The following is a 22,478-nucleotide window of genomic DNA, read 5'->3' as shown; positions in this document are numbered from 1 at the left end:
GTAACTTAGGCGGATGCCGTGGCACTGTGCAATTGACTACATAGTGTATAAAGACTTCACTAGATAAGGAGAATGATGAATGAACCCATATCAGTACTACACCCCGCCTGCCTATTTCCCTCAGCAGCAGGAATACGAAGTGAACCGCGTTGAGTATGAGCCGTATCAGCAGCAGGAAAGCTATTATTATGCGCCCCCTCAGTCCGAAGAGCGGCAGCCGACAGGTTTAGAACGGAGAGTCGCCCAGCTTGAAAGACAAAACGCCGAGCAAACGAGAGAGCTCACCCGCCTCTCACAAGAAGACCAGCGCCAAAACCGAGAAATCACGCGTATGAATGAGCAGATCAGACGGCTGAGCCAGTCCATTGAAATCCATACCCGCCGCTTAAACCGTTTGAATCAGCGCCTGCGCGCAGTCGAAAACAGACTCAATATTCCTTTTCACGCTACAGAAGGCGGCTTCTGAGAAAAAGGGCCGGAATACAAAGCTCGACAGGCCATCCCGAGCCTTGTATTCCGCTCTGTACATAACAGGTAAATATTTGAATCCTTTTCTTCCATGAATGCCTCTCCTATTCTTTCACATGATAAATGTGTAAAATCAATCACTCCAGGAGGTCTTCATGATGTATCAAAACCAATACAGCGGAAATCAGCTGCAGCAATGCCGCCAAACAGCACAGCAGCTTATTCAGCAGACACAGCAAAGCAGTCAGCAGTACAAGCAAATGCTCCAGCAGGAACAGCAAAACATTCAAATGCTTCAGCAAATGCTTAACCATGAACAGCATGCCGTTCATACCATTCAGCAAGCGCTGCAGGGGCATGAAGCGGCCATTCAGAAATGCCAGCAAATCGTGAATGTGTGCAATCAGCTTCAGCAGGAAGTAAGCGGACACATGCCTGCACCGATGGCAAACGCTAATGTTTCTTCATTCCCGCAAACACAGCATCACACACCGTTTCAGCAGCATTCATACCAGCAATAGGCCGGTCATGCAAATGACAAAGCGCGAGATACCGGCTTTGTCATTTGTTTTTATCTCTGTTTTGTCAGATCAATGCGATGAGCGGGTTTTCCGCCGAATTTTGCTTCCGCCTCATGCCTTACCGCTTCAAACGCTCTTGCTTCGACGTTTTGTTTAAACACATCAAGCTGTATCAAATAAGCCGCCCGCACTTTCAGCCCGTGGATGATGGAGATGACCCATAAAGGCAGCACGATATACACGCCCGGCGTGCTCGGCAGCACAAAAGCAATTGCTAAAATAATAAAATAGATAAGTCCGTATTTCAGCCATTTTTTGTTCTTAGCCCGGTAGCCGATATAGAAAAAGGCCAAGAAAGCGGTCAGCGCAAAAGTCAGCAGCAGCCACCAGCTGTGCAGCACTTCCCACCAAGTCCCTCTTTTCGTAATCAACATTCATTCCTCCTTTACTACTATAACATGGATAATCAAGGAAGGTTTTCTATAAAAAACATAGACGGAATGACGTCTTCCTGCTATATTAATAATGATAATCATTATCACTTAAATAGGGGGATCATTATGAAGAAACAATCATGGCTGATCGGCCTGGCACTTCTGCTTGTTTTCGCATTAAGCGCTTGCAGCGGCGCGAAGGAAAACAACGGATCGGCATCAGGCAAAGGAAAGACAGACATGCGTACATATGAATCAACAAAAGGAAATATTGACATACCCGCACATCCGAAACGGATCGTCACTGACTTTTATGCGGGTGAGCTGCTGTCCGTTGACGCAAATGTCGTCGGGGCGGGCTCATGGACTTTCAAAAATCCGTTTATCAAAAAACAGCTGAAAAACATTACTGACATCGGCAATCCCGTCAATGTGGAGAAAGTGATGCAGCTGAAGCCTGATTTAATCGTGCTGATGAAGGAAGACCAATACGAGAAACTATCGAAAATCGCACCGACGATTGTCATTCCTTTTAACACCGCAAAGAATACGAAAGATACGGTCAGCCTATTCGGCGACATTGCCGGGGCGAAGGATAAAGCCAAAAGCTTTATGGCAGACTTCAACAAAAAAGCCGAAGCGAATCAAAAGCGCCTCAAAAACGTGATCGGCAAAGACGAGACAGTCGGCCTTTATGAAACGACGGATAAAGGCGAGATCTGGGTTTTCAATGACAATTCCGGCCGCGGCGGCCAAGCCGTTTATAACGCGCTCGGATTGAAAGCGCCGGCCAAAATTGAAAAAAACATCATGAAAACAGGCGCCATGAAACAGGTTTCCCAAGAGGTCATCCCTCAATATGCGGCTGATTATATGTTCATTACTGATTACAATCCGAATGGAGAAAGCAAAACATTTGAGCGTCTGAAAGATTCATCCGTTTGGAAAAATCTCGATGCCGTAAAACACAATCGTGTCTTTATCAACGATTTCAACACCTTCTATCCGTATGACCCGATTGCCGTCAGCAAACAGATGGATATCATCACCGACATGCTGATCAAACGGGCTGAAGAAAATAAAAAATAAAAAAACGGCACAGTCATGACACTGTGCCGCTTTTCATGTTCACTTTAACTTTGACTGTACGGAGCCCGGCATATCTTCAAATCTGACTTCTTCCCAGGTCTCGACATACTTTCCTTTCGCCTTCACCTTCAAATACGCGTTCTTCCGAAGGTCTTTCCCGGCGAAAAAGGTCACTTCTTCTTTTTTCCCGGATGCGTTATATCCGTCTAATGTATACTCAGTACCGCCCGGGCTAAGATGTTTGCCATCTCGATCAATCTGTACATAAACATCTTGCTGGTGAATAAACGGATTAAATCTGTCTGTAACATCATTATGAAAAAAGAGAAGTCCGTATATGACGGCAGCGGCCGCCAAGACGGCCAGGATTGCCAATGCTTTTTTCATCTTTGCACTCCCCTTACTTATTCATTTTTTTCAAATAGCTTGACCGCACTGTGAGGAAGAACAGAAGCTGAAAAATGAAAAACCCTCCGATAGTGAAACTGAGCGGCCCCGCTACATCGGAATAGCCTTCCACGGCCAATGTTCTCAAGGCAAACAGCGTATGCATGACGGCAATGACAAATGGGAAGAAGAACAAAATCGCCAATTGTATCGTCACGCTTTGTGCCATTTCACGCTCACTCAGGCCGATTTTGGCCAATGAACGGTAGCGCTCCCTGTCTTCATCTAAATCGGTGAACAGCCTGAAATATAAGAAACTTGCTGCCGCGACAAAGAAGACGATCGCGATAAACAGGCCGATGAATAAACTCAGGCTCGGCAGCTGCACCGTATCATAGTAGGTGCCGGCTTTTGCCATAAAATCAGAATGGACGTCGATATAGTTGCCGTAAATCTCATTTTTCAAGGATTGGCTGATCCCAAGACTGTCTTTCCAATGATCATAGCTGTAGCCGTATAATGACGCTTTCTCACCGAGTGATTTCAGCTGATCAAAGGTTTGATCGTTCACCGCGATGATGGCATTCAATGAGATCAGCGGTTTTTTGACTTCTTTTACCGACAGTTTTTGGTCAGACGGCTTGCCTTTTTGGTTCAGCAGCTTCAGCTGATCCGGCGCTTCGTTTTTGAAATTCCGGTCATACGTGCCCGGGAAATAGACGGCCTCGCCATGTTTCAGGCCGTTTAGATTAACATGGAAGTACTTCGCCGCCTCCGATTCGCTGATCATGTAAACAGGCGGAACAGTATCTCCTTCCTGATAGCGAATATAGGAAACATTTATTTTGTCTTTCTTATACGTAAAGCCGTGTGTTTTCAGTTCATGGTCAATATCTTTCAAATGAGTCTGTTCTTTTGGGTTGCCGCTGTAAGATAAATACTCCATCTCATAAGCGGACTCTTCCGCCCCGACGGTCGATTTGTACATCGCGAGCACGCCTGTCGCCGTAAACGCTACCGCGGAAATAATGCTGACAATAAAGAACAGGCGGGCGTTGTCTTTTAAACGATAAACAAGATCAGAAACCCAAATGACATTTTTCCCGCGCAGATAAAAGGTTTTCCACTTCTTCAGCGCGCGCAGAATCCAGATGCTGCTTTGGCTGAAAAAGAAATACGTACCGATGACGGTAAGCAGTAAAATGATGAACGGTTGAGTCCCGTGGACATTGCCTTTCAGAACCATGCCGTACCCGCCGCACAGGCAGGCGATGCCGAATATAGACAGAAGCACGGACGGCTTCGGCTCCGGCTTGATCTTGTCAGTGCCCTTTATTAATTTGATCACCGTATTTGATCTGACAAAAAGGATCGTGAACTGCGATAAAAGGAAAAATAAGAGCAGAAATCCGCCGGCCGTAATGCCGAGCGCTTTCCAAGGCATGTACAGAGGCAGCGCGTCCATTTCTAAAATATAAGCGCCGACCGTAAAGAACGTTTTCGAAAAAATGAAGCCTCCGATAATCCCCGCTGCGATCGACATGACGCCGATGATCATGTTTTCCGCCGTAATGAGCTTTCTCAGCTGCACCGGCGTAATACCCTGCATCAGCAGGATGCCGAATTCTTTATTTCTCGATTTCAAAAATGCGTTAACCGAATACAGAACAAATAAGAAAGAAAAAACAAAGATCATCCATTCCGCAGCGGTTAAGCCTTTTCTGGCGATGTTATTCAGGTAGCCTTCCTTTAGTGCCGGATGAAACAGGAACATCGCAAAGGTAAAGAAAATCAAAACGGAAAAAGCGCTGCTTAAAAAGAAAGCAAGATAGGCCCTTTTGTTTCTCGTGACGTTTTTATAAGCGAACTGAAGAAAGGTCATTTGCGTTTCCCCCCAGCATAGACAGCACATCAAGAATCTGCTCATAAAAGACTTGGCGGTTTTCCCCGCGGTAAATCTCATTAAACAGTTCGCCGTCTTTTATAAAGATGACGCGGCGGCAGTAGCTTGCCGCAACCGGATCGTGGGTCACCATCAAAGCCGTGATATGATCATCCTGATTCAGGCTCTGCATCGTTTCCATGACGTCTTTTGACGCTTTGGAATCAAGGTTTCCCGTCGGTTCATCGGCCAGAATGAGTGACGGCTTATGAATGACCGCTCTTGCGATGGCGGCCCGCTGGCGCTGTCCGCCGGATACTTCAAACGTCCGTTTGTTGAGCAGGTCTTCAATTCCGAGCTTTGCCGCGATGCCGTGCAGTTTTTCTTCCATGACAGACGGCGCTTCTTTTTCAAGCGTTAACGGCAGCATGATATTTTCACCGATTGTCAGTGTGTCCAGAAGGTTGAAATCCTGAAACACAAATCCGAGCTGCTTGCGGCGGAAATGAGCGAGCTTTGTCCGCTTCAGCCGGTGCGGGTTTTCTCCGTGAATCAGGATATCGCCTGAATCCGGCCGGTCGATCGTTGAAATGATATTCAAAAGCGTTGTTTTTCCGGAGCCGGACGGTCCCATCACCGCCGTGAACCCGCCTTCTTCTATTGAAAACGAAATTTGTTTTAAAGCTTGATAGGACACTTGTCCTTTATAGGTTTTATTTATATGTTTGACTTCAAGCATATTCGCCATGAAAATCCTCCTTATGGTTTTATTCTTGTTGGTCTGGGCTGCTTTCATGTAGTGCCGGGGCATTTAACATAAAAATCCCCTTGACATAAATCCATGTTATCAAGGGGAAACAAAACGAGCTATGTTGTTTTCTTAACGCAGCCTTACATTTTTGTAAGAAATGAAAATCGGACCGATGTCCCTTCACCGGAGGACGAAGTGATGTCCACCGTATGATTAAGCTTGCCCGTAATTTCTTTGACGAGATGAAGGCCGATTCCCGTAGATTCTTGGAAACGCCGTCCGTTTTCGCCGGTGTAATAAGGGTCAAACACCCGCTTGATATCTTGCGAGGGAATGCCGACACCGTAATCTTTGACTTCAAGCACCGTCCTGTCTTCATCGCGGAAGACATTCAGCTCAAGTCTGTCACTCTTGCCTGCCGAATACTTGACCGCATTTGTGACCACTTGGCCGATCGCAAATTTGAGCCATTTCGCATCGGTGTAAATCTGATGATCATCGCGAATATCCATTTTCGGATAGACGCGGTATTGAATAAAAAATCGTTTATAGCTTTGAATGACCGATTGGAGAAGCTCTGATAAGGAAACCGCTTCAACTTTAAAATCCCGCTCAAACAGGTCGAGCCTTGAAGAATAAAGAAGCGTCTCCAGCCCGAATTCAATCTGCCGGACCTCTTTTTTGATTTGTTCAAAGACGGGCTCATCCTCTTCCTGAATGATTAAATTAATGACCGACAGCGGCGTTTTTACTTGGTGCACCCATTGGTTCATATACGTCACCCGCGCGTCAAGCTTGGCTTCGGTCTCATGGAGCTTCTGGTGCTGCATCCGGGTCAGCTCCATCTGCTTTTCATACAGCTCTGAACAAAACACTGAAGAACCGAGATACGGGATGTCCGTCCCTTCCTGCTCCGAGCTGAGCCAATGATACACGCCGCGGTCTTTGTACCAGCGATAGGCAAGATATCCCGCCAAAGTAAGAAGCTGCACGCCCAATATGTAAAACAGGTGGGAAAAAGAATGAAGACCCGCAAACCAGTAATAAAAGAAAACAAACAGCCCTTGAAGGAGAAAAAGCAGAATCAGCACGGCATGAGACCGGAGAAACAGCTTCATGACAGCGCCCTCAGCTGGTAGCCTTCGCCCCGCACCGATTCAATGGAAACAGGCGCGTTCAGCTCCCGCAATTTTTTTCTGAGCCGCGTGATATACACGTTAAGCGTATTATCATCGACGAAAATATCGGTGTCCCACGTTTTTTCCATGAGCCGGTCTCTTCCCGTCACCTTTTCTCCCCGCTCCAGCAGCACTTCCAAAAGCTTGCTTTCTTTTTTAGAAAGCTCGCTTTTTTCGTCCTGAAAGCGCAGTTCAAACCGTTCCACAAAGAGCTGCACACCGGCATATTCAACCACTTTCTCTCCCTGCTTGGCGGCGTACTCTCCGTACGCCCTCCGGATCTGGCTTTTGATTTTCGCCAGCACAATATCGTAGGAAAATGGTTTTTCGATATAATCATCTCCGCCGTTTTCAATCGCCATCACCTGATCCATTTCCCCGCTTCTGGCAGAGATGAAAATGATCGGGCTTGTAGAATGCTGGCGGATCTGGCGGCACCAATAATAGCCGTCATAAGACGGCAGATTGATATCAAGCAGCACCACATCAGGCTTTTCCCGCAAAAAAACATCAAGAACAGCCGTGAAATCCGCGGCGGCCACGGTTTGATATCCGTATTTTTCAAGGTAATTCTGCAATAGTCCGCGAATGTCTTCACTATCTTCCACAATCATGATTTTATTCAAACTGAACCACTCCCGTTTCTTACACTGCTGCCATCATCATAATCGTTTCGGGCGTACGGGCGCAACACCGCACAAAAAAACCGCCATCTTGGCGGTTTCCGTTCTCATCAGCCGACCTGCTGTTTTACGGCTTTACCGGCTGATCCGAACTCTCTCATTTTGCTTCGCACCGTCTCTTCCACGGCCTCAATGCCGGGTGTCATGTAGCCGCGCGGTTCGTACAGATCTCCGTTTTCCTGAAACATGCGGCGTGTTTCGTCTGTCCAGGCGACCATACATTCCGTGTTGATATTGATTTTCGCGTGGCCGAGCGTGATGGCTTTTTTGATCTGATCCTGCGGAATCCCGGATGCTCCGTGGAGAACGAGGGGAATATCAGTCATGCGGGAGATAGCCTCCATTTCTTTAAATCCGAGATTCGGTTCACCTTGATATTTGCCGTGGACGGAGCCGAGGGCGGCGGCCAGCGCGTCGATATTGGTTTCTTTGACGATCCGCTCACATTCGGCGACATCGGCATAGCGGACCCCGCCGACCAGCCCGTCTTCCATACCGCCGACCGTGCCGACTTCTGCTTCTACTGAGGCGCCGTGCTTAGCCGCATAATCGGCGACTTCTTTTGTCATCGCGATGTTCTCATCAATCGGATGATGGGAGCCGTCAATCATCACTGAGCTGAATCCGGCGTCAATGGCCTGTCTGCAGCGTTCCGCACTGCTTCCGTGATCAAGATGGAGCACGACGGGAACGGTAATCGCCATTTCTTCCATTAACGCGCCGACCATGGCGGAAATCGTTTTAAAGCCGCCTAAATAGTCGACCAGACGATCGGAAGCCGCGGCGATGACCGGCGATTGCTCCTTTTGTGCCGCTTGCAGAATCGCCTTTGTCCATTGGAGGCCGTTGATATTAAATTGGCCGACTGCATAATGCTCCCGTTTCGCTTCTGCAAGAAGATGTTTCATGGTGACAAAAGCCATGTTCACGCCTCCTTCATGAAGTATTTTGATACGACGGCTTCCGTTGTTTCCTTTGCCGTTTTGATCGTTTCCTCCGCAGTCAGCTTATAATATTCAGGTCTGAACAGCTCTACGGAGACAACATCATTGAATCCGATTTCTTTTAACGCTGACAGATGGGCGTCTAAGTCAATCGCACCCTGTCCAGGCCAGACGCGGTCTTCATCTGTTAAAAAGCCGATCGGAAAGTCTTCTGTATCGTCGATATGATAGATGAAAATTTTCTTTCCGTCCGCCTGCTTCAAGCTCTCAATATTGGAGCCCATCGCGTGGAAATGGAAGCTGTCAAACACCAGTCCGACATTATCGCGGCCGACAGCGTTCACGATGTCATACGCCTGTTCAAATGTATTGACCGTACATTGCGGGTGGCCGACAAATTCAAGGGCAATGTTTACGCCGTACGGCTCCGCGATGTCCGAAAGCTCAGTCAGCACCTCTATGCTGCTCTTTTTGATCTCTTCTTTCAAGATTTTCCGCTCTGTCACAAGCGGCACGGCCACCACATATTTCACGCCGAGCGTCCTGCAGGTTTCCATCATGCTTTTGAATTCCGAAATGATCTCCCTATAGCCCTTCTCATCACGGTTGTTGAAGAAAACCAGTGCGTTCAGGGCAAGCGGTTTAATGTGATGGGTGCGAAAATATTCCGCCAGATCGGCCAGTGAATGGTCTTTTAAGTATTCCGGCAGCTTATCCATTGTGCGGATTTCAATATAATCATAGCCGTGCTTTTCGCACAGTTCTAAATCCTGTTTCAGGTTTGAATTCTCCAGCGTAGTCGCTTCATTAAAGCAAAGTTTCATGTCAGCCTCTCCCATCCGCGTTTTCGATATGAAGGGAGTCCGGCTGGAGGGCTTGTTTGCCCCGCTCCGCCGAACTCCGTACTCAGCTTATGCCATACCTAATTCTTCCTTTAATTTCTTAAGCGTGGTCCGGCTTGATTCATCCGCTCTTTCGCCGACCCAAGCAAAAACGGCGTTCGTCGCAATTCCGTCGAATTTCATCTCTCTCATCTTTCTGAAAATCGTTTCAAAATCAACCTCGCCTTGCCCGATGTCCAAATGCTGGTGAACCGTTACTTTCGCGTCAGGCGGGTTGACGATGTAGCGCAGGCCATGCGCCGCTTTATGATTAAAAGTATCTGCAAATAAAACATGTGTGAGGCGGTCGCCGGCTTCATCAAACATGGTCGCAATATCGCCTTTTCCGTCATCATAGAAGAACGTATGCGCAGTCGAGTAGACAAGATTGATCCAATCCTTGTCAAGCGCGCGGATCATATCCATCGCCCCTTTGTGCGTTTCGATAAAATCGTACGGGTGAGCCTGCAGATTGAGTTTAACGCCTTCTTTTTCAAAGACGGGCAGCAGTTCATCCATGGATTTGATAAATTTTTCTTCACTTGTCAACGGATCATATTTTGAACCGCTGAATTCACTGTTCATCAAATCCACTTCAAGTTCAACCGCAATTTCGATCGCCCGTTTCCAGTTGCGCACGGCGGCCTGACGACGGTCTTCATCAGGACCCGCCCAGTGGTAAAGCGGAAGAAGAGAGGACAGCTTCACACCTGTATCTTTTAAAAGGCGCTTCAATTGTTTGATTTTTGCTGAATCGACTTTCGGATATTTATAGAAAGGACACAAATCCTCGCGCGGAGACAGTTCGATATATTCGTATCCGAGTTCCGCCGTTTTATAGACCATTTCTTCTAACGTTAAATCATCGCGGTACATGGATGGATCTAAGGCCAGTTTCATTTCTTTCACTCCCGATCTATTATTTGTTCACAGTCGTAAATGATTGGTAGAATGCCGGTTTCTCTTGCAGCGCCACAGGCTCTTTCTGTCCGGATTCCTGAGCTTTTACGCACGCGTCAGTTGTTACCGCGGCAATATAACCGTCCCATGCCGTCGGACCGCTGACTTCGCCTTTATTCCGGATCGAATCAATGAAGTCTTGAATTTCCACATCATACGCAGCCACAAATCGGCGCTGCCAGTCCATCAGAATATCGGTGCTGAATTTCCCTTCTTTTCTCAAGCTGATGCTTGACGGTTCCGGAAGCTTGATAATGCCGTCTTCCCCGACGATTTCACATTGAATGTCGTAGCCGTATTTACAGTTCACGTAGATTTCGGCATTGATGACGATGCCGCCTTTTGTTTCGATGATGACCATCTGCGGATCTTTCAGATGCGGCAGCGAATTTTTTGATTTCTTCGGATAGATCACCTGTACGGATTCATAGTCGTCATTGACGAGCCAGTGGAGGACATCAATTTCATGAACGAGCGTATCGACGACTGCCATGTCCGTTGAATAATTGGATGCGACTGTCGGGTTGCGGTGCGCACAGTGAATCATCAGCGGCTCGCCGACCACGCGGTTGTCAATCGCTTCTTTCAGCTGAACGTAACCGCTGTCATACCTGCGCATGAAACCTACCTGCACCAATCGTTTTCCCGTCTTCATTTCTTCCTCGACAATGCGCATACAGCCTTCTGCCGTTGTCGCAAGCGGCTTTTCACAAAACACGTGCTTGCCGTGTTGAATCGCTTTCAAAACGCTGGACTCGTGAGCCGGGCCCCAGCTTGTCACTAAGACGGCATCCACGTTTTCAGCAGCGAGGAGGCTGTCGTCATCAGGATAAACGGAGGCGTTCAAATTGAAATCCTGAACGGTCTGCTGCGCGGCCTCCTGATTCACATCTGTGACAGCGGTAATTTCCGCTCCGGACAGCTTATTTGTGATGCGGTTGATGTGCTCTTTTCCGATAGCACCGGTTCCGATAACACCTATACGTAAATTCATTGATCGCCACTCCTTCTGATAATCAAATAATGGTTCTCGTCTTTCTTTTCTCGCTGCCGTCCTGAGGAGCACCGTACAGTTCCTCCTGTATTTGTTCAAGCGACTTGCCGGACGTATTCGGCGCGAAGACAAGTCCGATGATCATACTGGCCGTCACACATATGAGCAGAATACCGGCCATAAAACCGATGCCGAATTGTGACATGATGACCGGCACAAATAAACTCCAAATTCCGATTGAAATACGGACGAGAAAGAACATGAGCCCTTGTGCTGACGCTCTGTGTTCTGTCGGGAACAGCTCGCTTGCCCACAGCTGGTAGTTCGCCTGCTGGCCGGCTCCGTTATTGATGCCGATCGCTAAGACAAACAAAAGCAGCATCGGGAGCCCCTGAAACGGCAGTAAAAACAGCGACCAGCCGACAACGGCCATACATGCGCAGATTCCGAACACCGTTTTCCGATATTTATCTGCAAAAGGCATGAAGATACAGGCGACGCCGAGCCCGGTGAAGATAAACAGGGCCATCTGCAGAATGTTGGCCGTATTTGCGGATACGCCGCCGACCTGCTGGTAGATGTACGGCATGAAGAATCCCATGACGCCCGCTGCGAGATTCCATACGAGAAACACACCCATTAAAAACAAAATGTTCTTGAAAAATTTCGGCTGAAGCAGGTCAAAATAAGATGTTTTTTTCACGGCGGCAGGCCGCTCTTCACTGTTTTTCCAGGCATCCGACTCAGGTAAACGCTTTCTTATCACATATGTGATCAGGGCAATCACCAATAGATGCGCAAAGACAATTTTATTTCCTAAAAGCCCGAGGTCACCGACCAAAACGGATAACAGCAGAACCACAACGGCTCCTGCGGCCCACGCCACCTGCGCCACTCCGCAATGCCTCGCCCGGTTTTTCTCAGGGGCGTTTTCCGCGATAATGGTCCATGAAGCTGTAATATCCGCGCCTACAGAAATCCCGATAATCATGTATCCGCATAACAGCATGGGAAAGTTGAATCCAAACAAAACCAAACAAATTCCTAAGGCGTAGACGAGCATACTGTTTGTGTATACAGCTTTTCGTCCGACCTTATCAGCCAAATACCCGCCGAGCAGCGCTCCGATGGCCGCTGATATCGCATTTGCGCTGAAGGCGCCGAGCAATCCGATCTGGCTGTCGGACAGCTTTAAATAGCTGACCCACATAGATAAACCCGCTGATCCTGCCACGATGGAACCCGCATCAATGTAATTTGCTAATGCTGCGGCGATGGTCCTTTTGCTGAAAGCTGATTCCGCCTTGGCACTATTCATATAAGTCCCCCTCTAATTTGCAGGATCAAGCAGTTCACTGTCGATGTACTTTCTTGCAATCAGCGCGTACTCAAGCGGATTGGCGACTGCCGGGTCTTGTTCGGCTTCAATGACGATCCAGCCTGAATAATCATGACGGACGAGCGTTCGGTATACTTCGGTAAAATCGATGCATCCGTCTCCGGGAACCGTAAAAATGCCCTGTAAAAACGACTGCCTGAATGACTTGCCTTCCTGTCTGCACCGCTCCATAATGTCAAACCGCGCGTCCTTGAAATGAACGTGTCTGATCCGATCCATATGCTTGTTGAGAATCTTCATATAGTCACCGTCCGAGATATAGGCATGGCCGGTATCATAAAGTAAATGGACATACCGCGGGTCCGTTCCATCCATCAGCCGGTCAACTTCTTCCGCCGTCTGGACGCCTGTGCCGAGATGATGATGAAACGTGAGATCCAGCCCGTATTCGCCAGCGATTTTCCCGAGACGGTTCAAGCCTTGGCACAGCATATCCCATTCTTCATCTGAAAAGTGCGGTTTTTTCTTAAATACATCAATATCCAAACCCTGAACGCTGTACGTCTGTTCAGAAACGATGGCGACATCCGCTCCGACTTTCTGCAAATAATCACAGTGTTCTGTAAATTGTTCAGCCGTTTTTTCAATACCGTCATGTATGATAAAGCTGCTGAACCATTTCCCCGCAATCCGTAAATTTCGGAGAGCCAGCTCCTTATTGAGGACGGAGGGTTCAGGGAAAAACCCTCCCACTTCCGTACCTTGAAAGCCGGCGACAACAATATCGCTTAACAAATGCTGCAGCGTATTCCCGGCTCCGATTTCCGGCATATCGTCATTGCGCCACCCAATGGGAGCGATGCCCCACAGAATATCTTGTTTGCCCATCGTGATGCCTCCCCTCTAGTACTGCTTTGCAGACTTCAGCTTCGTCTCTTTCGCTTCGTATGCCCGCTGAACGCTTTCCTGCTCCGACACTTCCGCCACGCCGACATGCCACCAGCTGTCATAGCCGTCCGTCATCGTTTTCGGCAGAACCTTCATTTCAATTAAAGTGGATACGTCTTGCGTTTTCGCATCTTCAAGCGCCGCTTTCAGTTCTTCAACCGTATTGGCTCTGTATGTTTTAGCGCCGTAGCCCTCTGCCACCTTCGCGTAATCAACGTTTAAAATCTGATTGTCCTCTGTGCGGAACTCGCAGAAATAACTGCCGCTCCCGTGATCCATCTGCAGATTGTTGATACAGCCGAATCCGGAGTTGTCAAAAAGCAGGACATTGATTTTTTTGTTATATTGAAGCGCGGTAATCAGCTCTGAGTGCAGCATCAAAAAGCTTCCGTCGCCGACGAGTGAATAGACTTCTTTGTCGGGATGAGCCAGCTTGAGGCCGAGCGTGCCTGATACTTCATACCCCATGCAGGAATAGCCGTACTCGAGGTGGTACGTATTCGGGACATTGGAATGCCACAGCCGCTGCAGATCCCCCGGAAGAGATCCCGCCGAACTGATGACGACGCTGTCTTCAGGAATCGTGTCATTGATGGTCAACAGCGCCGTTGTCTGCGGCAGCTCAGTCCCGAGCGCGTCGGCATACTCGTTTAACACATCCTGTGAGAAATGGTTTTTAATTTCCGGTTCGAACGCGTCACGTGTAAAAGTGACCTTGCCGAGCCGGTCCCGTTCAGCCAGCCATTCATCTTTCCAATCTTTAATCGCCGTGCCGAATGCACTTTTATATCCGTCTAATAAGCCGTGCAGCCTGCCGAGCGTCACTTTCGCATCGGCTACGACCTGAAACGCGTCAAGCTTGTAAGCCTGCATGCGGCTGACGTTGATATTCAAAAATTTTGCTTTGTCAAAATCAAACGCCGTTTTCGAGGATGTCGCAAAGTCCGTGTACCGTGTGCCGACACCGATGATCAGATCAGCCTGGCGGGCGGCTTTGTTTGCAGCGAGGGTGCCCGTGATGCCCATGCCGCCCAGATTGTTGGCGAAATCGGCTTCAACCGTTGACTTGCCGGCCTGCGTTTCGACAAGCGGAATGCCGTATGTTTCAGAAAGCGCGATTAATTCCTCACGCGCGCCGGAGTACTTCGCGCCTCCGCCCACTAAAATGACGGGACGGCTGCTCTCCTTAATTCTCTCCGCGGCGCCTTTCAGTTCACGCTCGCTCGGCTGCATCCGGTCAATGTAATGAACGCGTTTTTCAAAGAAGCTTTCATCAAAATCAAATGCTTCTCCCTCTACATCCTGAGAAATGCAGATGGTCGCCGGACCCGCTTTTGCCGGATCTGTCATCACTTCAAACGCCCGGATTAAGCTGCTCATCAGCTGCTCGGGGCGGGTGATGCGGTCCCAATAGCGGGACACGGGCTTTAACGCATCGTTTGTTGTGACGGCGGCACTGTATTCCTGCTCCACCTGCTGAAGCACCGGGTCAGGCTGCCTCGTCGCAAAGGTATCGGCCGGAAGCAGCAGCACCGGGATATGATTGGCCAGCGCCGTACCCGCGGCAGCCGTCAAGTTAGCGGCACCCGGACCGACCGATGTCGATACCGCGTAAATTTTTCTTCTCAGCATCTGCTTGCTGTATGCCATCGCGGCATGCGCCATGCCTTGTTCGTTTTTGCCTTGATAGACTTTCAGGTGCCCGGCGTCCTGCTCAAGCGCCTGCCCGATCCCCAACACATTTCCGTGGCCGAAAATCGTGAAGATGCCCTCAACGAACGGCTCTTCTTTTCCGTCAACATGAATGTACTGCCGGTTCAAGAATTGAATCAGCGCTTGTGCTGTCGTTAAGCGAATTGTCTTACCCACAAACGATCCCACCTTTTATACGTTCTATTTACCGTTAAGACTGTGCTGCGCTTCAATCAGTTCGATGATTTCACCGGCAGCCGGCATTGCTTCTGAGGAGCTGTGTTTGCTGACGACGATGGAAGCGGAAGCGCTCCCGTATTTTAAAGCCGTTTCAATATCCCGGCCGCTGACAAGTCCGTAGATGAAGGCTGACGCATAGGAATCACCCGCTCCGAAGGTCTTCAGCACCTTTGTTTTATAGGCATGCGCCCGGAAAACTTCTCCCGATCTGCTGTATGCGTATGATCCGTCAACGCCGTGCTTAATGACGACAAGGTCAGCGGAGTGCGCAAACAAATGGCGGACGGTTTCATCGTTATCTCCGCCGCTGCGGTTTTCCATTACGTCAAATTCGTCACGCGTACCGATGACGATATCGGATTGTTCCGCCACCAGCGTGTAGTACACGGCTGTTTCTTCTGCCGATTGCCATGTATACGGACGGTAGTCGAGCTCAAACACGACTTTTACGTCATGTTTTTTTGCGATATGCACCGCTTTTAAGACGGCTTCGCGCGACGGGCTTTTCGCAAGCGCCGTACCTGATACGAGCAGCATTTTCGCGTTTGCGATGTAGCCTTCATTGACTTCGGACGGCTCAAGATACAAATCCGCCACGTCATCCCGGTACATCAGGATGCTGCACTCTTCGGGACTGAGAATTTCCGTAAAAGCGAGCCCGGCTTTGCGTCCTTCTCTGTCAACGGTCATTTGTGACGTATCAACGCCCTTTTCCTGCATATAGGAAACGATGAATCTGCCGTGCTGGTCATCCGGGATTTTGCCGATAAAACCGGCTTTTAATCCGAGCTTGGCGCTGCCGATCGCAATATTTGCCGGGGAGCCGCCGACATATTTAGAAAACGTCATCGTTTCTTCCATCGGCCGGTTGTATTCCGCAGCGTTCAAATCAATACACGCGCGTCCGATCGCGACAATATCAAACTCTTTTTCTTCATTAAATGTATATTTCATCGTTATCTGCCACTCCTCACTTGTTAGCGTTCCAGGATCCATTCATGGGCCGGATCATTATGAAACTTCCATTTTCGTGTCGGTCCCGCCATTACATTCAGGTAGTAAGAGGTATACCCGTCCGGAACACCAACCGGGTGATAGCCCGCCGGCACGATGACAACGTTTTCATTTTCTGCGGTCATCGTCTCGTCAATCGAGCGGTCGTCCGTGTACACACGCTGGAAGACAAAACCCTGCGGCGGGTCCGTTTCATGGTAATAGGTTTCTTCTAAAAAGGATTCAGCCGGCAGATTGTCTTGGTCATGTTTATGAGGCGGATAGCTCGACCAGTTGCCGCTGTCCGTGTAAACTTCAACAACGAGAAGGCTGTTTGCCGATGGATCTGAATCGGGGAGAATATTATGAACGGTTCGTTTGTTTGCCAGCTTGCCGCGATGTTCCACACCGTTGTCTTCCGCTTTAATCAGCTTTGTCGGAAGCTGGTGTTCGGACGGAGAATAGCACAGCGCGACCCTCGCCCCGCTGACCGCTGTGATTTCAAAAGAGCGGTCATTGGACACATAAACGCTGTCCGTCGGTTTTCTTTCAAATACGCTTTCACGGGTGCCGATGCTTTCAAATGTCTGATCATAATCAGTGACGGTGATTTTTCCCGTTACCGCAACGATGCAGCACTCCGTCTTTTTCAAATCCTCTGTATATGTGGAACCGGGAGTGAGGTCAACGACTTTAAATCCGACGTATTTGAGGTCTGAATTGGCTGAAGTGACGTCATGTATGATGTTCACGCCTTGAGAAATCTCATCGGCCTGCGGTTTGCGCAGCAAATGACTCATGTTTATTCCTCCTTAATGGATGGTAAAAGAAAACCCGGACGGAATCACAAAGCCGTCCGGGCCGGCTGTCAGATCAATTGAAGTCAGGAGACGGGTATCGTGCCGTCACGACTTTTTTACGTGTATAGAAGTCGACGCTGTCTTTTCCGTTTGCGTGCAATGTGCCGAAGAAAGAAGACTTCCAGCCAGAGAACGGGAAGAATGCCATCGGCGCCGGGACGCCAAGGTTGATGCCGAGCATTCCCGCGTCAATATTCTCACGGAAGTAGCGGATCGCGTTCGCATTTGAAGTGAACAGACACGCGCCGTTCGCAAATTCAGACTGGTTGGCGATGTCCACCGCTTCTTTTAAGTTTTTCACGCGGATGACCGACAGAACGGGCGCAAAGATTTCATCTTTCCAGATCGTCATATCCGTCGTCACGTTGTCAAAAATCGTCGGTCCGACGAAATAGCCGTCTTCCGTTGCGTTTTCACGCCCGTCACAAAGAAGTCTCGCTCCTTCTTCGATGCCTTTTTCAATATAGCTGTGCGTGCGTTTTTTGTTGTCCTCGCGGATGACCGGGCCTAAGAACACGCCGTCATCCAGTCCGTTTCCGATCTTGATGTCCGCTGCTTTTTCCTGTAATTTCGAAATAAACTCATCGGCGATTCCTTCTTCAACCGTCACAACCGCGCATGCCATGCAGCGCTCTCCTGCCGAACCGAATGCCGCGCCGATAATGTTTGCGACCGTATCTTCAAGGTGGGCGTCATTCAGCACGATCGTATGGTTTTTCGCGCCCGTTAACGCCTGCACGCGTTTCAAATGTTCGCTGCCTTTTTTGAAAACATACTCGCCGACAGGTTTTGAACCGACGAATGAGATGGCTTTAATATCCGGATGTTCAAGAACGCCGTTTACGACGTCATGCGCGCCGTGCACGACATTGAAGACGCCCTTCGGCAGACCGGCCTGTTCAAACAGCTCTGCCAGTTTTTCCGTTAACAGCGGCGTGCGCTCAGATGGCTTCAGAATGAACGTATTTCCTAACGAAATTGCCATCGGGAACATCCAGCACGGGACCATCATCGGGAAGTTGAACGGTGCGATACCGCCGACCACCCCGATCGGATAGCGGTAGTTCGCCGCCTCTACATCCGTCGCGATGGAGGCGAGTGAATCGCCCATCATGAGTGACGGCGCGCCCGCTGCGAATTCGACGTTTTCAATTCCGCGTCCCACTTCACCGAGTGCTTCCGTCGTGTTTTTACCGTTTTCCAAAGTGATCAGACGGGCAAGCTCTTCTTTGTTCTGCTGGAGAAGCTGCTGATAGTTAAATAGAATTCTTGCACGGCGCGGCACTGCCGTCTTTGACCATGTTTGAAACGCCTCTGACGCTGAGCGGACGGCGTATTCCACATCCTCCCGCGTAGAAATCGGAACCTGGCACATCACTTCTTTTGTAGCCGGATTGACAACGTCTTCATATTGATCTGTCTTACTTTCAACCCATTCACCATTGATGTAGTTTTTCAGTTTTCTGATCTCTGCCATTCTCATTGCCTCCTTAAATAGTAAACATCCTGTTCAGCTGGATAATAACGGATGAATATATTCATCTTTTACATATAAAAGACATGAATTAAACGCTTACAAATGCTAAAATGATGGTGACTCCCAATCTTTCCATGTAAAAGTTGGTCATGTGCCGGAAAAAGCAAACGGTTACATCTTTCAATTTTGATTTTACAGGTTATATTTTGGTCATTTCTTGGTTACATTGTAATCCCAACACACCTTCAAGTCAATCTAAAAAATCAAAATTTTTTCATTATTTTTACCATACTTTTTTTGAGCGGGAAAACAGGAACTTGGAGAACCGTGTCGAATCGTACGGCGTGAACCCTCTTTTTTATCATTTGTTAAGTAACTATTGATTAACTCTTGGTGTTTATTATATATTTTAATTACTTTAAGAATTCTAGAAGGAGTTTTTTTATGAAACTGATGCGGATTCAGGAGATGGAAGAATACATTCTCAAACACGGAGCCACTTCGCTGGATGAGCTGTGCGAGGTATTCAATGTCTCTAAAAACACGGTCAGACGCGATATTAATAAGCTTGCGGAAAAAGGGGTTATCAAAAAGGTGTACGGCGGCGTGACATCAGCCGAAAAATCTGTGCTCGTCCCTTTTGAGAACCGCACCATTCAACATCAGGACGAAAAAATCAAAATCGCCCGCTATGCGTCACGGTTTATCGAGGATCACGATCTTGTATTTATTGATTCCGGCACGACGACCAAATCGATGCTGGAGACGCTTGATCCCGATAAGAATGTAACGGTTTTGACGAACAGCCTTGATATTATTAACGCCGCTTCATCCATGAAAAATATCGACCTGATCATCATCGGCAATAACTACAAGCGGAAGACAAGGTCGTTTGTCGGCATTGATGATCCGAGCACACTCAATAAATACAACATTAACAAGGCGTTCATGTCCGCTACCGGGACAACGATCACCCACGGCCTGACGAATTCCGACTTACTGGAATACGAGGTGAAAAAGAAAATTTCCGAAAAGGCGAACGAAGTGTATCTGCTCGCGGATCATTCCAAATTCGGCAAATCCACGCTTTTGACATACGCGCCTTTCGACCGGCTTCACAGCATTGTCACTTCTCAGCAGCTCGATGAGGAATATACGAAGTATTGCCAAGAGCATCAAATCGACATTCACTTGGCATAGCGTTATAGTTAATAGAGAACGCTGCCGTATTTTTCCGGCAGCCGCTATGATATCCAATTTTTTCAGGGGGCGAAAACATGAGCAAAGTAACAATCGGCAAAACTGACCTAAAGGTATTTCCGATCGGTTTGGGAACAAATGCGGTCGGCGGACACAATCTCTACCCGAATCTGAATGAAGAGACGGGAAAAGAATTGGTCCGGGAAGCGATTAAAAGCGGCGTTACCATGTTAGATACTGCCTATATTTACGGTGTGGGCCGTTCTGAAGAATTAATCGGCGAGGTGCTGAAAGAATGCAAACGCGAGGATGTCTTCATCGCCACAAAAGCCGCTCACAGAAAAGAAGGCGATGACTTTGTTTTCGACAACTCACCGGCCTTTTTGAAACAATCGGTCGAAGACAGCCTGAAACGCCTGCAGACTGATTACATCGATTTATTCTACATCCATTTCCCGGATGAGCACACGCCGAAGGACGAAGCCGTTCAAGCGTTGAATGAGCTGAAAAAAGAAGGAAAAATCCGTTCCATCGGCGTATCCAATTTCTCTTTGGAACAGCTGAAAGAAGCCAATAAAGACGGCTTAGTCGACGTGATTCAAGGAGAATACAATCTGCTGAACCGTGAGGCGGAAAAGACTTTCTTCCCTTATACGACAGAACACGGCATCTCATTCATTCCGTACTTCCCGCTCGTATCCGGACTGCTGGCCGGCAAATACGACGAGAACACCACCTTCCCTGAAGGCGACCTGCGCAATGACCAGGCGCATTTCCAAGGGGAGCAGTTTAAAGAAAACATCAAAAAAGTCAACCAGCTCAAACCGATTGCCGAAAAGCACAATGCCGATACGGCGCATATCGTGCTTGCCTGGTACTTGGCGAGACCTGAAATCGATATCCTGATTCCGGGCGCCAAACGCGCGGATCAATTAAAAGACAACATGAAAGCAGCCTCCATTACGCTATCTGCTGAAGAAATCGCGTTTATCGACAAGCTGTTTTCCTAAGAAAAAAAAACACGCCTTTTAAAAGGGGCGTGTTTTTTTTATGTTTATATTTTTCTCTTCGGGGAATGAAATAGTTATCTAAATAAACTATTATGCGTTCCAAAAGATGAGGAGGATCATCTGTGAAGAAAAACACCAAAAAATACCTGATTTACTTTTTCGGAGCATTAGGCGGGCTGCTTTACGGCTATGACACCGGTGTGATTTCAGGGGCTTTGTTATTTATTAACAATGATATTCCTTTAAACACGCTGACCGAGGGATTGGTCGTCAGCATGCTGCTGCTCGGTGCGATTTTCGGGTCCGCATTAAGCGGGACATGCTCTGACCGATGGGGCCGGAGAAAAGTGGTTTTCGTCCTTTCACTCATTTTTATTATCGGCGCGCTTGCCTGTGCGGCTTCGCAAACCGTCACTATGCTGATTATCTCCCGTGTCATTCTCGGGTTAGCCGTCGGGGGCTCAACGGCGCTGGTTCCCGTTTATCTATCTGAGATGGCGCCGACGAAAATACGCGGAACGCTCGGCACATTGAATAACTTAATGATTGTAACCGGAATTTTACTCGCATATATTGTGAATTACATATTCACCCCATTTGAAGCTTGGCGCTGGATGGTCGGTCTCGCCGCAGTACCGGCGGCGCTTTTATTAATCGGAATCGCGTTTATGCCGGAATCTCCGAGATGGCTCGTCAAACGCGGCCGTGAGAAGGAAGCCAGACAAGTCATGGAAATGACCCACGACAAAGAGGATATCGCCGTTGAATTGGCGGAAATGAAACAAGGTGAAGCCGAGAAAAAAGAATCTACACTCGGCTTGCTGAAAGCCAAATGGATCCGCCCTATGCTGCTGATCGGGATCGGACTCGCCATCTTCCAGCAGGCGGTCGGTATCAACACGGTGATTTACTATGCGCCGACCATCTTTACAAAGGCCGGACTCGGCACTTCGGCGTCCGTTCTCGGCACGATGGGCATCGGTGTCTTAAACGTCATCATGTGTATCACCGCCATGATCTTAATCGACCGGATCGGCCGGAAAAAACTGCTGATGTGGGGAAGCGTCGGCATTACCTTGAGCCTGGCGTCACTATCAGCCATTCTCCTTCTGGCCGGCCTGTCAGCTTCAACAGCATGGCTGACCGTGCTGTTTCTCGGCATCTATATCGTCTTCTACCAGGCGACATGGGGTCCCGTCGTATGGGTTCTGATGCCGGAGCTGTTCCCGTCAAACGCACGCGGAGCCGCAACCGGATTTACGACATTGATCCTGTCGGCAACCAACCTGATCGTTTCACTGGTATTCCCGCTTATGCTGAGCGCTATGGGCATCGGCTGGGTATTCGGAATATTCTCAGTCATTTGCCTCTCATCCTTCTTCTTCGCCGCTTACATCGTTCCTGAAACGAAGGGCAGAAGTTTAGAAGAAATCGAAACGCACTTGAAAAAACGGTTCTCCTTAAAGAAGCGCAGCAAACAAAATCAAATTCTTAAACAGCGCACACTGTAATAAAAAAAGGAATCGCCCCCGCTGGGCGATTCCTTT

The 22,478-nt window shown here is 48.5% G+C and carries 22 protein-coding genes; 6 read left to right on the top strand and 16 right to left on the bottom strand.

Translation table 11 applies throughout. The features are described from left to right. Nucleotides 1-79: 79 nt before the first annotated feature. Nucleotides 80-466, top strand: a complete 387-nt coding sequence (locus D5S11_RS11045; RefSeq protein WP_007407822.1) for a hypothetical protein — start codon at nucleotides 80-82, stop codon at nucleotides 464-466. Nucleotides 467-626: 160 nt separating this feature from the next. Continuing rightward, a complete protein-coding gene (locus D5S11_RS11040; protein WP_007407823.1) occupies nucleotides 627-989 on the top strand; it encodes a hypothetical protein in 363 nt (120 codons plus the stop codon). A gap of 50 nt (nucleotides 990-1,039) precedes the next feature. Here D5S11_RS11040 and D5S11_RS11035 read toward each other — a convergent pair whose 3' ends face one another. After that, nucleotides 1,040-1,423 carry a YrzE family protein gene (locus tag D5S11_RS11035; protein WP_108725228.1) on the bottom strand — a complete coding sequence of 128 codons (384 nt, stop codon included), beginning with the start codon at nucleotides 1,421-1,423 and terminating at the stop codon, nucleotides 1,040-1,042. A gap of 126 nt (nucleotides 1,424-1,549) precedes the next feature. On the opposite strand from D5S11_RS11035, the gene D5S11_RS11030 reads away from it, so the two are divergent. Beyond that, entirely contained in the window at nucleotides 1,550-2,512 is a 963-nt protein-coding gene (locus tag D5S11_RS11030; protein WP_007407825.1) for an iron-hydroxamate ABC transporter substrate-binding protein, read from the top strand. A 39-nt stretch (nucleotides 2,513-2,551) separates the two neighbouring features. On the opposite strand, the gene D5S11_RS11025 is transcribed toward D5S11_RS11030, so the two are convergent. From D5S11_RS11025 to iolA, 15 genes are all read right to left on the bottom strand, one after another. Further along, nucleotides 2,552-2,899, bottom strand: a complete 348-nt coding sequence (locus tag D5S11_RS11025) for a YxeA family protein (protein WP_004393256.1) — start codon at nucleotides 2,897-2,899, stop codon at nucleotides 2,552-2,554. Between the two features lie 13 nt (nucleotides 2,900-2,912). Continuing rightward, a complete protein-coding gene (gene yxdM, locus D5S11_RS11020) occupies nucleotides 2,913-4,781 on the bottom strand; it encodes an ABC transporter permease YxdM (protein ID WP_108725227.1) in 1,869 nt (622 codons plus the stop codon). Further along, entirely contained in the window at nucleotides 4,756-5,529 is a 774-nt protein-coding gene (gene yxdL / locus D5S11_RS11015; RefSeq protein WP_007614823.1) for an ABC transporter ATP-binding protein YxdL, read from the bottom strand. The genes yxdM and yxdL overlap by 26 nt, the downstream gene beginning before the upstream one ends. 143 nt (nucleotides 5,530-5,672) lie before the next feature. Continuing rightward, entirely contained in the window at nucleotides 5,673-6,650 is a 978-nt protein-coding gene (gene yxdK / locus D5S11_RS11010; protein ID WP_108725226.1) for a two-component system sensor histidine kinase YxdK, read from the bottom strand. Beyond that, entirely contained in the window at nucleotides 6,647-7,336 is a 690-nt protein-coding gene (gene yxdJ / locus D5S11_RS11005) for a two-component system response regulator YxdJ (RefSeq protein WP_004393241.1), read from the bottom strand. The genes yxdK and yxdJ overlap by 4 nt, the downstream gene beginning before the upstream one ends. Nucleotides 7,337-7,443: 107 nt before the next feature. Beyond that, a complete protein-coding gene (iolJ, locus tag D5S11_RS11000; protein ID WP_039063847.1) occupies nucleotides 7,444-8,316 on the bottom strand; it encodes a 6-phospho-5-dehydro-2-deoxy-D-gluconate aldolase in 873 nt (290 codons plus the stop codon). 2 nt (nucleotides 8,317-8,318) lie between these two features. After that, on the bottom strand, nucleotides 8,319-9,161 hold the full coding sequence (iolI, locus tag D5S11_RS10995; protein WP_007407832.1) for a 2-keto-myo-inositol isomerase: 843 nt from the start codon (nucleotides 9,159-9,161) through the stop codon (nucleotides 8,319-8,321). Nucleotides 9,162-9,248: 87 nt separating this feature from the next. Next, nucleotides 9,249-10,118, bottom strand: coding sequence for a sugar phosphate isomerase/epimerase family protein (locus D5S11_RS10990; protein ID WP_108725225.1), 870 nt, complete (start codon nucleotides 10,116-10,118; stop codon nucleotides 9,249-9,251). A 19-nt stretch (nucleotides 10,119-10,137) separates the two neighbouring features. Continuing rightward, nucleotides 10,138-11,172, bottom strand: a complete 1,035-nt coding sequence (gene iolG, locus D5S11_RS10985; protein WP_108725224.1) for a bifunctional inositol 2-dehydrogenase/D-chiro-inositol 1-dehydrogenase — start codon at nucleotides 11,170-11,172, stop codon at nucleotides 10,138-10,140. A 22-nt stretch (nucleotides 11,173-11,194) separates the two neighbouring features. Then, entirely contained in the window at nucleotides 11,195-12,490 is a 1,296-nt protein-coding gene (locus D5S11_RS10980) for an MFS transporter (RefSeq protein ID WP_032867917.1), read from the bottom strand. 12 nt (nucleotides 12,491-12,502) lie between these two features. After that, nucleotides 12,503-13,399 carry a myo-inosose-2 dehydratase gene (iolE, locus tag D5S11_RS10975; protein WP_108725223.1) on the bottom strand — a complete coding sequence of 299 codons (897 nt, stop codon included), beginning with the start codon at nucleotides 13,397-13,399 and terminating at the stop codon, nucleotides 12,503-12,505. Nucleotides 13,400-13,414: 15 nt separating this feature from the next. Continuing rightward, nucleotides 13,415-15,328 carry a 3D-(3,5/4)-trihydroxycyclohexane-1,2-dione acylhydrolase (decyclizing) gene (gene iolD / locus D5S11_RS10970; protein WP_042635637.1) on the bottom strand — a complete coding sequence of 638 codons (1,914 nt, stop codon included), beginning with the start codon at nucleotides 15,326-15,328 and terminating at the stop codon, nucleotides 13,415-13,417. Nucleotides 15,329-15,352: 24 nt separating this feature from the next. Further along, entirely contained in the window at nucleotides 15,353-16,345 is a 993-nt protein-coding gene (gene iolC / locus D5S11_RS10965) for a 5-dehydro-2-deoxygluconokinase (protein WP_042635638.1), read from the bottom strand. A 23-nt stretch (nucleotides 16,346-16,368) separates the two neighbouring features. Then, nucleotides 16,369-17,184, bottom strand: a complete 816-nt coding sequence (gene iolB, locus D5S11_RS10960) for a 5-deoxy-glucuronate isomerase (RefSeq protein WP_015240909.1) — start codon at nucleotides 17,182-17,184, stop codon at nucleotides 16,369-16,371. A 73-nt stretch (nucleotides 17,185-17,257) separates the two neighbouring features. Further along, nucleotides 17,258-18,721 carry a methylmalonate-semialdehyde dehydrogenase gene (gene iolA, locus D5S11_RS10955; RefSeq protein WP_032869303.1) on the bottom strand — a complete coding sequence of 488 codons (1,464 nt, stop codon included), beginning with the start codon at nucleotides 18,719-18,721 and terminating at the stop codon, nucleotides 17,258-17,260. Between the two features lie 444 nt (nucleotides 18,722-19,165). On the opposite strand from iolA, the gene D5S11_RS10950 reads away from it, so the two are divergent. From D5S11_RS10950 to D5S11_RS10940, 3 genes are all read left to right on the top strand, one after another. Then, entirely contained in the window at nucleotides 19,166-19,921 is a 756-nt protein-coding gene (locus tag D5S11_RS10950) for a DeoR/GlpR family DNA-binding transcription regulator (RefSeq protein WP_004393223.1), read from the top strand. 77 nt (nucleotides 19,922-19,998) lie between these two features. Then, entirely contained in the window at nucleotides 19,999-20,931 is a 933-nt protein-coding gene (locus D5S11_RS10945; protein ID WP_015240911.1) for an aldo/keto reductase, read from the top strand. 122 nt (nucleotides 20,932-21,053) lie between these two features. Next, on the top strand, nucleotides 21,054-22,442 hold the full coding sequence (locus D5S11_RS10940; protein ID WP_032869301.1) for a sugar porter family MFS transporter: 1,389 nt from the start codon (nucleotides 21,054-21,056) through the stop codon (nucleotides 22,440-22,442). Nucleotides 22,443-22,478 lie beyond the last annotated feature (36 nt).

This window comes from Bacillus sp. L75 (assembly GCF_003676355.1).
GTDB classification, from domain to species: Bacteria; Bacillota; Bacilli; order Bacillales; family Bacillaceae; genus Bacillus; species Bacillus velezensis.
This window is presented reverse-complemented; position numbering and strand designations above follow the sequence as displayed.